Source organism: Pseudomonas putida, from assembly GCA_041879295.1.
Taxonomy (GTDB): Bacteria; Pseudomonadota; Gammaproteobacteria; order Pseudomonadales; family Pseudomonadaceae; genus Aquipseudomonas; species Aquipseudomonas putida_Y.
This window is the reverse complement of sequence record CP047152.1, coordinates 4,864,940-4,877,840: the sequence shown is the minus strand read 5'-3', so window position 1 is coordinate 4,877,840 and position 12,901 is coordinate 4,864,940. Positions and strand designations below refer to the sequence as shown.

The window sequence follows — 12,901 nt, the reverse complement described above, 5'->3', positions numbered from 1 at the left end:
TGCGGGGCCATAGCTCAGCTGGGAGAGCGCCTGCCTTGCACGCAGGAGGTCAGCGGTTCGATCCCGCTTGGCTCCACCACTTGCTGTACCTTGATCAAACTCAGAAATGAGCATTCGTATCGAATGTTGATTTCTGACTTTTGTCAGATCGTTCTTTAAAAATTCGGATATGTGATAGATATAGACTGAACACCAGTTTCACTGCTGGTGGATCAGGCTAAGGTAAAATTTGTGAGTTCTGCTCGAAAGAGTAACGTACGAATTTTCGGCGAATGTCGTCTTCACAGTATAACCAGATTGCTTGGGGTTATATGGTCAAGTGAAGAAGCGCATACGGTGGATGCCTTGGCAGTCAGAGGCGATGAAAGACGTGGTAGCCTGCGATAAGCTTTGGGGAGTCGGCAAACAGACTGTGATCCAGAGATCTCTGAATGGGGGAACCCACTCAGCATAAGCTGAGTATCTTGTACTGAATACATAGGTGCAAGAGGCGAACCAGGGGAACTGAAACATCTAAGTACCCTGAGGAAAAGAAATCAACCGAGATTCCCTTAGTAGTGGCGAGCGAACGGGGACCAGCCCTTAAGTTGGTTTGAGATTAGTGGAACGCTCTGGAAAGTGCGGCCATAGTGGGTGATAGCCCCGTACACGAAAATCTCTTATCAATGAAATCGAGTAGGACGGAGCACGAGAAACTTTGTCTGAATATGGGGGGACCATCCTCCAAGGCTAAATACTACTGACTGACCGATAGTGAACCAGTACCGTGAGGGAAAGGCGAAAAGAACCCCGGAGAGGGGAGTGAAATAGAACCTGAAACCGTATGCGTACAAGCAGTGGGAGCCTACTTTGTTAGGTGACTGCGTACCTTTTGTATAATGGGTCAGCGACTTATATTCAGTGGCGAGCTTAACCGAATAGGGGAGGCGTAGCGAAAGCGAGTCTTAATAGGGCGTTTAGTCGCTGGGTATAGACCCGAAACCGGGCGATCTATCCATGGGCAGGTTGAAGGTTAGGTAACACTGACTGGAGGACCGAACCGACTACCGTTGAAAAGTTAGCGGATGACCTGTGGATCGGAGTGAAAGGCTAATCAAGCTCGGAGATAGCTGGTTCTCCTCGAAAGCTATTTAGGTAGCGCCTCATGTATCACTGTAGGGGGTAGAGCACTGTTTCGGCTAGGGGGTCATCCCGACTTACCAAACCGATGCAAACTCCGAATACCTACAAGTGCCGAGCATGGGAGACACACGGCGGGTGCTAACGTCCGTCGTGAAAAGGGAAACAACCCAGACCGTCAGCTAAGGTCCCAAAGTCATGGTTAAGTGGGAAACGATGTGGGAAGGCTTAGACAGCTAGGAGGTTGGCTTAGAAGCAGCCACCCTTTAAAGAAAGCGTAATAGCTCACTAGTCGAGTCGGCCTGCGCGGAAGATGTAACGGGGCTCAAACCATGCACCGAAGCTACGGGTATCATCTTATGATGATGCGGTAGAGGAGCGTTCTGTAAGCCTGTGAAGGTGAGTTGAGAAGCTTGCTGGAGGTATCAGAAGTGCGAATGCTGACATGAGTAACGACAATGCGAGTGAAAAACTCGCACGCCGAAAGACCAAGGTTTCCTGCGCAACGTTAATCGACGCAGGGTTAGTCGGTCCCTAAGGCGAGGCTGAAAAGCGTAGTCGATGGAAAACAGGTTAATATTCCTGTACTTCCAGTTATTGCGATGGAGGGACGGAGAAGGTTAGGCCAGCCTGGCGTTGGTTGTCCAGGTTTAAGGTGGTAGGCTGAAATCTTAGGCAAATCCGGGATTTCAAGGCCGAGAGCTGATGACGAGTTGCCTTTAGGCGACGAAGTGGTTGATACCATGCTTCCAAGAAAAGCTCCTAAGCTTCAGATAACTGGGAACCGTACCCCAAACCGACACAGGTGGTTAGGTAGAGAATACCAAGGCGCTTGAGAGAACTCGGGTGAAGGAACTAGGCAAAATGGCACCGTAACTTCGGGAGAAGGTGCGCCGGCGAGGGTGAAGGACTTGCTCCGTAAGCTCATGCCGGTCGAAGATACCAGGCCGCTGCGACTGTTTATTAAAAACACAGCACTCTGCAAACACGAAAGTGGACGTATAGGGTGTGACGCCTGCCCGGTGCCGGAAGGTTAATTGATGGGGTTAGCGCAAGCGAAGCTCTTGATCGAAGCCCCGGTAAACGGCGGCCGTAACTATAACGGTCCTAAGGTAGCGAAATTCCTTGTCGGGTAAGTTCCGACCTGCACGAATGGCGTAACGATGGCGGCGCTGTCTCCACCCGAGACTCAGTGAAATTGAAATCGCTGTGAAGATGCAGTGTATCCGCGGCTAGACGGAAAGACCCCGTGAACCTTTACTATAGCTTTGCACTGGACTTTGAATTTGCTTGTGTAGGATAGGTGGGAGGCTTTGAAGTGGGGACGCCAGTTCTCATGGAGCCATCCTTGAAATACCACCCTGGCAACTTTGAGGTTCTAACTCAGGTCCGTTATCCGGATCGAGGACAGTGTATGGTGGGTAGTTTGACTGGGGCGGTCTCCTCCCAAAGAGTAACGGAGGAGTACGAAGGTGCGCTCAGACCGGTCGGAAATCGGTCGTAGAGTATAAAGGCAAAAGCGCGCTTGACTGCGAGACAAACACGTCGAGCAGGTACGAAAGTAGGTCTTAGTGATCCGGTGGTTCTGTATGGAAGGGCCATCGCTCAACGGATAAAAGGTACTCCGGGGATAACAGGCTGATACCGCCCAAGAGTTCATATCGACGGCGGTGTTTGGCACCTCGATGTCGGCTCATCACATCCTGGGGCTGAAGCCGGTCCCAAGGGTATGGCTGTTCGCCATTTAAAGTGGTACGCGAGCTGGGTTTAGAACGTCGTGAGACAGTTCGGTCCCTATCTGCCGTGGACGTTTGAGATTTGAGAGGGGCTGCTCCTAGTACGAGAGGACCGGAGTGGACGAACCTCTGGTGTTCCGGTTGTCACGCCAGTGGCATTGCCGGGTAGCTATGTTCGGAAGAGATAACCGCTGAAAGCATCTAAGCGGGAAACTTGCCTCAAGATGAGATCTCACTGGGATCTTGAATCCCCTAAAGGGCCGTCGAAGACTACGACGTTGATAGGTTGGGTGTGTAAGCGCTGTGAGGCGTTGAGCTAACCAATACTAATTGCCCGTGAGGCTTGACCATATAACACCCAAGCAATCTGCTACGCAGATTGTGGTGGTGAAGACGAAAGACCCGAAAATTCGTAAGACCACAAACATCACATATCCGGATTCGCCGGGCTGTCCATCTGGACATTCTGGCTACAGAATTTCTTGACGACCATAGAGCATTGGAACCACCTGATCCCATCCCGAACTCAGTAGTGAAACGATGCATCGCCGATGGTAGTGTGGGGTTTCCCCATGTGAGAGTAGGTCATCGTCAAGATTCATTTCGCAAAACCCCTATCTGCACATGCAGGTAGGGGTTTTGTCTTTGTGGGCAAAAAAGCCTGTGCCTGCTCGAAGCCCTGCGAGCACGCCCGCTCCCGCGGCCTGATGGCATTCGGCCGTTTCATGTACGCGTGATATCGTTCCCCTCTCAGCCATCAGCGCCTCCAGAGACCTTCCGATGCTCAACACCGCCCATCTCCATCCAGGCTTCATGATCGTTCACGGCAACCGCCTCGACGACCTGCGTAGCTTGGTAGTGAGCTGGATGCGTCGCTACCCGCTGGCGCCTCTGGAAAACGAAATTGCCCTGGTGCAAAGCAACGGTATCGCCCAATGGCTCAAGCTGGCCCTGGCTGAAGATCCGCTGGAGGATGACCTGGGCGGCTGCGGCATCGCCGCTGCAATCGATGTGCAACTGCCCGGTAGCTTTATGTGGCAGCTCTATCGCAGCGTGCTGGGCCGTAGCGAAATTCCCGAAGTGTCTCTGCTCGACAAGGCACCACTGACCTGGCGCCTGATGCGCCTGTTGCCAGCACTCATCGAGCGGCCGTATTTCGAGCCACTGCGGCGCTTCCTCACCGACGACAGTGACTTGCGCAAGCGCTACCAGCTGGCCGAGCGCCTGGCCGACCTGTTCGACCAGTACCAGGTCTACCGCGCCGATTGGCTCAAGGACTGGGCCACTGGCGAGCATGTCATCAACACGGCCCGCGGCGAGCGCAAAGTCCTGCCGCCAGGCAACCGCTGGCAAGCCGAGCTGTGGCGAGCATTGCTGGAGGATGTTGGCGAGCAAGGCATGGCACAGAGCCGCGCCGGAGTACACCAACGCTTCATCGAGCGCATCAACAGCCTGGAGCAGGCGCCTGCAGGGCTGCCATCGAGGGTGATCGTGTTCGGTATCTCTTCGCTGCCGGCCCAGGCCCTGGAAGCGCTGGCAGGCCTGTCGCGTTTCAGTCAGGTTCTGTTGTGCGTACACAACCCATGCCGTCATCACTGGGCCGATATCGTTGCCGACAAGGACCTGTTGCGCCATCAGTACAAACGCCAGCAACGCAAGCAAGGCATGCCCTTGCAACTGGACGACCAGACGCTGCACCAGCATGCTCATCCGTTACTGGCAGCCTGGGGTAAACAAGGCCGCGACTACATCAACCTGCTCGACAGCTATGACGACCCGGGCAGCTACCAGGGCGTGTTCAGCGACGGCCGCATCGACCTGTTCAGCGACGGTTCGCCCACCACGCTGCTCAACGAACTGCAGGACGACATTCTGGAGTTGCGCCCGCTCGCCGAGAGCCGCGAACTGTGGCCGCCAGTCGACACCACAAAAGACCGCTCGATCCGCTTCCATATCGCGCACAGCCCGCAACGTGAAGTGGAGATCCTCCACGACCAGCTGTTGGCCCGCTTCAGCGCCGACCCTAGTTTGCGCCCGCGCGACGTGATCGTCATGCTGCCGGACATCGACACTTACGCGCCACATATCCGTGCCGTCTTCGGCCAGTTGCAGCGCAACGACCCGCGATACATCCCGTTCACCCTGACAGACCAGGGCCAGCGTGGCCGCGAGCCTTTGCTGATCGCGCTGGAGCACCTGCTCAAACTGCCTGACAGCCGCTTCGCGGTCAGCGAAGTGCTCGACCTGCTGGACGTGCCGGCAGTCCGCGCCCGCTTCGGCATCCGTGAAAACGACCTGCCCACGCTGCACCGCTGGATCGAGGGCGCTGGCATCCGTTGGGGCCTTGACGCCGAGCAGCGGGCGAGCCTGGGCTTGCCCGCCGGGCTTGAACAGAACAGTTGGCGTTTCGGCCTGCGCCGCATGTTGTTGGGTTATGCGGTGGGGGTGGGTGAGGCCTGTGATGGCATTGAACCCTACGATGAAATCGGTGGCCTGGACGCGGCACTGATCGGCCCGCTGGTCGCGTTGCTTGATGCGCTCGAAGTTGCCTGCCAGGCCTTGTCCGAGCCTGCTACCGTCAGCCAGTGGGGCGAGCGACTGCATGCCTTGCTGAACGTGTTCTTCCTCGCCGAGGACGAAGGTGATGAATTCCTGTTGATGCAGTTGCAGGATCTGCGCGACAGCTGGCTTGAAGTGTGCGAGACCGTCGGCCTGCACGACCCGCTACCGCTTACCGTGGTGCGTGAAGCCTGGCTGTCGGGCCTCGATCAAGGCAAGTTGTCGCAACGTTTCCTCGCCGGTTCGGTCAACTTCTGCACACTCATGCCCATGCGCGCCATCCCGTTCAGGGTGGTCTGCCTGCTGGGCATGAACGATGGCGACTACCCGCGTGCGCAGCAACCGCTGGACTTCGACCTGATGGCCAGCGACTATCGCCCCGGTGACCGCTCACGCCGCGAAGACGACCGTTACCTGCTGCTTGAAGCGCTACTGTCGGCACGTGACCAACTGTATGTCAGCTGGGTGGGGCGCAGTATCCGCGACAACAGCGAACGCCCGGCCTCAGTGCTGATCGGCCAGCTGCGCGATCACATTGCTGCGGGCTGGCATTTGGCCGACGCGCAGCAGGGGCAGCCCGCGAAACCGGGCGAGCAACTGTTGCACGCACTGACCCAGGAGCACCCGCTGCAGCCATTCAGCCCTCGGTACTTCCAGAAGGGCAGCCCACTGTTCAGCTATGCCCATGAATGGCAGGTGCTGCACCAGCAGGGCGAGGCAGACGAGCAGAGCGAGCCGGGCCTGCCGCCATATCAGGACGCTGAAGCCCTGAGTCTGCACCAGCTGAATGATTTCTTGCGCCACCCGGTGCGGCACTTCTTCAGCCAGCGCTTGAAGGTGTACTTTGAGGCGCTGGAAGCGCCCACCCCGGACGAAGAGCCCTTCGTCCTCGATACCCTGCAACGCTACGGCGCCAGTGAAAGCCTGCTTGGCGCCGCCTTGGCCGCACCTGACAACGCCGAACAGGCCTTGCGCGCCCAGGCCCGACGCCTGCAGGCCTGCGGCTTACTGCCACTAGCCGGTTTCGGCGAACTGCTGCAAAACGAGTTGATCGAACCGCTGCCGGACCTGCTGCAACGTCACCAGCAATTGCTGCAACGCTGGCCACAGCTGGTCGAGGGCGCTTTGCCGGTGCATTTCGAGCACGGTCAGCACCGTCTGGAAGGCTGGCTGGGCCGGGTGTTCCAGGCGGAAGACCAGAGCCTGCTCAGCATCACCACAGTACCCAACACCATCAGTGCCGGGCGCAACAACCTGAAGTGGCACCGCCTTATCGCGCCCTGGGTTACGCACCTGGCGGCCTGTGCAGCGGGCTACCCCTATAACAGTGCATTGGTAGCCAGTGACCTGACCCTGTTGCTTGCGCCGCTGCCGCAAGCACTGGCCGCGCAACTGCTGGGCGACCTGTTGGTGGCCCGTCAGGCGGCAATGAATGCGCCGTTGCCAGTCGCGGCCAAGACCGCGTTCGCCTGGTTGGCCCAAGACGATGCCGATAAAGCCATGGCCGCAGCAGCTCGTGCCTACGAAGGCGACGAACGCACCAGCTTTGGCGAACGGAGTGAAAGCATTGCCTTGGCCCGCCAGTTCCGGGACTTTGCAGCACTCACCGCTGACGAAACGTTTGAAGGCTGGTGCGAGACCTTGTACCGCCCGTTGTTCACCGCCCCTTGGCAGACCTTGGGCAACCCGGAGAAAGGCGCATGACCCAGGACCGTCCGCTGGCACTGAGTTTCCCCCTGCACGGTAGCCAGCTGATCGAGGCCAGCGCTGGCACGGGCAAGACTTTCACCATTTCGGCGCTGTACCTGCGCCTGATCCTCGGGCACGGTGGCGAGCAGGGCTTCGAGCGTGAGCTGCTGCCACCGCAGATCCTCGTGGTGACCTTCACCGACGCCGCCACCAAAGAGCTGCGCGAGCGCATCCGCGCCCGCCTGGCTGAAGCCGCACGGTTCTTCCGTGGTGAGCTGGAAGGCGCTGATCCGCTGTTGCACCAACTGCGTGACGATTACCCGCAAGAGACTTGGCCGCGCTGCGCCGGCCGGTTGGAAATCGCCGTGCAGTGGATGGACGAGGCTGCGGTATCGACCATCCATGGCTGGTGCCAGCGCATGCTGCGCGAGCATGCCTTCGACAGCGGCAGCCTGTTCACCCAGACCTTGGAAACCGACCACAGTGAGTTGTTGGGCCAGGTCATGCGCGATTACTGGCGGCGCTTCTGCTATGGGATGCAAGGTGACGCTTTGACCTGGGTACGCGGCAACTGGGGGAGCCCCGACGCCTTGCTGCCGCACATTCGCCCGCTGTTCGGCCGTGTGCGCGTCCAGCAGGATGGGCCAGAGCCCGCCGCATTGATCCAAGCGTCGCTGCAGCAACGTGGCGCGCAGTTGGCGCGGATCAAGGCGCCATGGGCGCAGTGGGCCGAGGAGCTGCGGCAAATCTGCCGCGATGCGCTGGCTGCCAAGCAGGTCGACGGCCGCAAGATGCAAGCCCGTTACTTCGAGCCCTGGTTCGACAAGCTCTGCGCTTGGGCCAGCGATGAGCAACTGGTAGAGCTCGACTTGGGCACCGGCTTTACCCGGCTGACCCCGGCGGGCATGGCCGAGGCCTGGAAGGGAGAACCTCCCGAGCACCCAGCCCTCAACGCCATGCAGCACTTGCAGCAACAATTGCAGGCCCTGGACAGCCCGGATGCCCCGCTGCTCGAGCACGCGGCCAGTTGGGTATCGGCGCGTTTCGAAGTGGAGAAGCGCCGGCGTGCAGAAATGGGCTTCGACGACATGCTCGTGCGCTTGCAGCACGCACTCGCCAGCGAGGCCGGCGAGCGCCTGGCCAGTCTGATCCGTGAGCAGTTCCCGGTAGCGCTGATCGACGAATTCCAGGACACCGACCCGGTTCAGTACGGTATTTTCGAGCGCATTTACCAGATCAGCGAAAATCGCGCAGAAACCGGCCTGTTCATGATCGGCGACCCCAAGCAGGCGATCTACGCCTTCCGGGGTGCCGACATCTACACCTACCTCGCCGCGCGACGTGCCACCAGCGGCCGCCTGCACAGCCTGGACACCAACTACCGTTCCAGCAAAGCCATGGTGGCGGCGGTCAACCAGGTGTTCCTGCAGGCCGAGGCGCGTGAAGCGGGGCGGGGTGCATTCCTGTTCCGCGAGGCCGATGACAACCCGCTGCCATTCATCGAGGTGCGCGCCAAGGGGCGTGGCGAACAGCTGCTGATTGACGGTGAAGTCAGTGCAGCCCTGCAATGCTGGCAGCTGGAAAGTGAAGAGCCAGTCTCCAGCAGCGTTTACCGCCAGCAACTGGCCGCCAGTTGCGCCAGCCATATTGTTGCCTTGCTCAATGGCGGCCAGCAGGGCACGGCGGGTTTCCAGAATGCCGAAGGCGAATTGCGCGCCTGCTTGCCCTCGGACATCGCCATCCTGGTGCGCGATGGCCATGAGGCGCAGATGGTCCGCGCCGAACTGGCCGCTCGCGAGGTGCGCAGTGTGTACCTGTCCGACAAGGACTCGGTGTTTGCCGCCCAGGAAGCCCACGACCTGCTGGTCTGGCTCAAGGCCTGCGCCGAGCCTGACTCGGAGCGCCTGCTCAAGGCTGCTCTGGCCAGCCTGACACTGGGCCTGTCGCTGGCCGCGCTGGACCGGCTTAACCAGGACGAGCGGGTCTGGGAGAGCTGGGTGATGCGTTTTCGTCTTTACCGCGACACCTGGCAGCGCCAGGGGGTGTTGCCGATGTTGCGCCACCTGCTGCATGACTTCCAGCTACCGCGCACGCTGATCCGCCGCAGTGATGGCGAGCGGGTGCTGACCAACCTGCTGCACCTGGCCGAGCTGCTGCAGCAGGCTGCTGGCGAGCTGGACGGCGAACAGGCGCTTATCCGCCACCTGGCCGAGCACCTGGCCAGTTCCGGGCAGGCCGGTGAAGAGCAGATCCTGCGCCTGGAGAGCGACGAACAGTTGGTCAAGGTGGTGACCATCCACAAATCCAAGGGCCTGGAATATCCCTTGGTCTACCTGCCATTCATCTGCACCAGCAAACCGGTGGATGGTAGCCGTCTGCCGCTGGCGTGGCATGACAGCGAAGGTAACGCCCACGTCACCCTTACACCTGACCAGGAGCAGATCGAGCGCGCTGACGACGAGCGCCTGGCCGAAGACCTGCGCCTGCTCTACGTGGCCCTGACTCGCGCCCAGCATGCTTGCTGGCTGGGTGTCGCCGACCTCAAGCGCGGTAATCAGAAGAGCTCGCAGCTGCACCGCTCGGCTTTTGGCTACCTGCTGGGGGGCGGCCTTGCCTTGGCTGGCTCGGCGCAACTGACGGACTGGTTGCAGGCTTTGGCGGCAGGTTGCCCGCACATCACTTGCCCAGGCTTGCCACAGGCGGACGAGCAGATGTATCGCATGCCACACGCCGAACGTGAACTGCTGCCAGCACGCAGGCCACGCCGTGCGGCTGCCGAGCACTGGTGGATCGCTTCCTACAGTGCCCTTCGTGTTGGTGATCAGACCCTCGGCGCCGACAGCTCGCAGGCCCAGCAACTGCTGGATGACGAGGTGGCCGATGCCCAGATGTTGCGTGAAGTCCCGGCCGACAGCGGCGATATCCATCGCTTCCCGCGGGGGCCTAACCCCGGCACCTTCCTCCATGGTTTGCTGGAGTGGGCGGGCCGTGAGGGCTTCTGCGAGGTCAGCGGCAACCCTCAACTGATCGAGCGTACCGTTGGCCAGCGCTGCAACCGCCGTGACTGGGCCGGCTGGATCCCCACCCTGAGCCACTGGATGCAACGTTTGCTGGGCGAGGCGTTGCCGCTGCCGGGCGGCGACCAGAGCGTAACCCTGGGCCAGCTGCGTCATTACCAGATCGAAATGGAGTTCTGGTTCGCCAGCCACCGGGTCGACGCAGAACAACTCGATCGCCTGGTGGCGCGTCACACCCACCCCGGTCTGGCGCGCCCGGCTGCGCAGCCGACAGTGCTCAACGGCATGTTCAAAGGGTTCATCGACCTGGCGTTCGAGCTGGACGGGCGTTACTACGTGACCGACTACAAGTCCAACTGGTTGGGTCCGGACATCCAGGCCTACGATGCCATGGCCATGGAAAAGGCGATTCTTGAGCACCGCTACGACCTGCAGTATGTGCTGTACCTGCTGGCCCTGCACCGCCAGTTGCGCGCGCGGCTGGCGGACTACGATTATGACCGCCATGTTGGCGGCGCCCTGTTCATCTTCCTGCGCGGTGCCAGCAGCAGCGGCCACGGTGTGTACCACGCCAAGCCACCGCGTGAGCTGATCGAAAGCCTCGATGCGCTGTTCCGTGGCGAGCACGCGCCGGTACAGCAGGACCTGTTTGCCGGAGTTGCGCCATGAGCCGAAGCCTTGTCGACCTGTTGCCCACCCCGTTGCACGCAGAGCACCTGCTGGCGCTGGCACCGCAGCACAACAGCGCTGACCTGCTGCAATTGCTCGACCGTTGGGTTGAGCGGGGCTGGCTACGAGCCCTGGACCGCGCATTCGTCTCGTTCCTGGAAGAGCGCGCCCCCGGCAGTGATCCCTTGCTATTGCTGGCGGCAGCGCTGGCCAGCCACCAACTTGGGCACGGGCATGTCTGCCTCGACCTGCAACAAACCTTGGCCGAGCCAGATTTCGCACTGTCGTTGCCGCCGGAAGGTGATGCCCTGATCGGCCCCTTGCTACTGCCATCGCAACTGCTGGCCAACCTTGACTTGAATGCCTGGCTTCAGCGCATCATCGCTAGCCCGCTGGTGGCCGCAGGTGATACGCCTGACCAGCAAGCGCGGCCACTGGTACGCAGTGGCGAGCGCCTTTACCTGCGCCGTTACTGGAGTTACGAACGGCGCATCGACCATGCCCTGCGCCAGCGCCTGAGTCAGGCCGAAGCACCGCCTGCAGACCTGCCAGAGCGCCTGGCGCAACTGTTCGAGGGCGGCGCGCCAGCTGGCCAGGTGGACTGGCAGAAGCTCGCCTGTGCCTTGGCCACCCGTGCCGGTTTCAGCATCATCACTGGCGGCCCCGGTACTGGCAAGACGACCACCGTGGTGCGCCTGCTGGCGTTGCTGCAGGCACCGGCAGTGGAGCAGGGCAGGCCACTGCGCATCCGTCTGGCTGCACCGACCGGCAAGGCCGCTGCGCGCCTGACCGAATCCATTGGCCAGCAAGTCGAGCGCCTGCAAGTCAGCGCCGAAGTACGCGGGCAAATCCCTACTGAAGTCAGCACCGTGCATCGCCTGCTCGGTAGCCGCCCGGGCTCGCGGCACTTCCGCCACCATGCTGGCAACCCGTTGCCGTTGGATGTGCTGGTGGTCGACGAGGCGTCGATGATCGACCTGGAAATGATGGCCAACCTGCTCGATGCCTTGCCGCCGCGGGCGCGTCTGGTGCTGCTGGGCGACAAGGACCAGTTGGCTTCGGTTGAGGCCGGCGCGGTGCTGGGTGACCTGTGCCGCGATGCTGAGGAGGGCTTTTACTCGCCGGCGACTGCAGCGTGGCTTCAGCAGATCAGTGGCGAGTCGCTGGCCGGCAGTGGCCTCAAGACCGGCGATGAGCAGCGCCACCCATTGGCGCAGCAAGTGGTGATGCTGCGGTTCTCAAGGCGTTTCGGTGAAGGCAGCGGTATCGGCCAGTTGGCCAGACTGGTCAATCGTCAGGACGCTCACGCGGCGCGCAACCTGCTGGCCACGGCGCCGGCCGACGTGCACAGCCTGGCGCTCAAGCACGAGCAGGATCGTGCTTTCGACCGCCTGCTACTCGATGGCCTGAACCGCGGGACCGATGGCCCGCAAGGCTACCGCAGCTACCTGCGCACCCTTGGCCGTTACCGGCCGGCACTTGATACCGCCTTTGACGATCCCGCCTGGGAGCAATGGGCGAGCAAGGTTTTGCGCAGTTTCGAAGATTTCCAGTTGCTGTGCGCGGTGCGCCGGGGTGCCTGGGGTGTCGAAGGCCTCAACGAGCGGGTGGCGCGGGTGCTGCACAATGCCGGTCTGATCGACAGCCAGCAGCCTTGGTACGAAGGGCGCCCGGTGCTGGTGACCCGCAACGACTACGGCCTGGGTCTGATGAACGGTGACATCGGCATTGCCCTGCGCCTGCCGGATGAGCATGGCCAGCCGCTGCTGCGTGTGGCCTTCCCGCGCAACGATGGCAATGGTGGTGTGCGGTTCGTTCTGCCGAGCCGGCTCAACGAAGTGGAAACGGTATTCGCCATGACCGTGCACAAGTCCCAGGGCTCGGAGTTCAGCCACACTGCCCTGGTGCTGCCGGATGCGCTCAACCCGGTGCTGACCAAGGAACTGGTGTACACCGGCATCACCCGGGCCAAGCACTGCTTCAGCCTGGTTGAGCCACGCCAAGGCATCTTCGAAGAAGCGGTGGCGCGCAAAGTACGGCGTATTTCCGGGTTGATGCTCGAACAGGTCTAGGGCCATGAAACCCATTACACGTGGCCGCATGTTCATACAA

The 12,901-nt window shown here is 60.8% G+C and carries 3 protein-coding genes, 1 tRNA gene and 2 rRNA genes; all 6 read left to right on the top strand.

Annotation, left to right across the window (positions count from 1 at the left end; genetic code table 11):
- The first annotated feature begins 3 nt into the window (after nt 1-3).
- The 6 genes from GST84_22350 (at nt 4) to recD (ending at nt 12,861) form a co-directional block, all read left to right on the top strand.
- Nucleotides 4-79 (top strand) — tRNA-Ala (locus tag GST84_22350).
- Nucleotides 80-306: 227 nt separating this feature from the next.
- Nucleotides 307-3,220: ribosomal RNA gene (locus GST84_22345) — 23S ribosomal RNA — on the top strand.
- Between the two features lie 116 nt (nt 3,221-3,336).
- A 5S ribosomal RNA gene (rrf, locus tag GST84_22340) occupies nt 3,337-3,452 on the top strand.
- A 183-nt stretch (nt 3,453-3,635) separates the two neighbouring features.
- The gene (recC, locus tag GST84_22335; protein XGB14932.1) at nt 3,636-7,118 is read left to right on the top strand and encodes an exodeoxyribonuclease V subunit gamma; all 3,483 of its coding nucleotides are present in this window, start codon (nt 3,636-3,638) and stop codon (nt 7,116-7,118) included.
- The gene (gene recB, locus GST84_22330; GenBank protein ID XGB14931.1) at nt 7,115-10,789 is read left to right on the top strand and encodes an exodeoxyribonuclease V subunit beta; all 3,675 of its coding nucleotides are present in this window, start codon (nt 7,115-7,117) and stop codon (nt 10,787-10,789) included. The genes recC and recB overlap by 4 nt, the downstream gene beginning before the upstream one ends.
- The gene (gene recD / locus GST84_22325) at nt 10,786-12,861 is read left to right on the top strand and encodes an exodeoxyribonuclease V subunit alpha (GenBank protein ID XGB14930.1); all 2,076 of its coding nucleotides are present in this window, start codon (nt 10,786-10,788) and stop codon (nt 12,859-12,861) included. The genes recB and recD overlap by 4 nt, the downstream gene beginning before the upstream one ends.
- Nucleotides 12,862-12,901 lie beyond the last annotated feature (40 nt).

Coding starts and splice junctions, on each gene's coding strand:
- recC (XGB14932.1), top strand. CDS start 3,636: ATGCTCAACACCGCCCATCTCCATCCAGGCTTCATGATCGTTCACGGC.
- recB (XGB14931.1), top strand. CDS start 7,115: ATGACCCAGGACCGTCCGCTGGCACTGAGTTTCCCCCTGCACGGTAGC.
- recD (XGB14930.1), top strand. CDS start 10,786: ATGAGCCGAAGCCTTGTCGACCTGTTGCCCACCCCGTTGCACGCAGAG.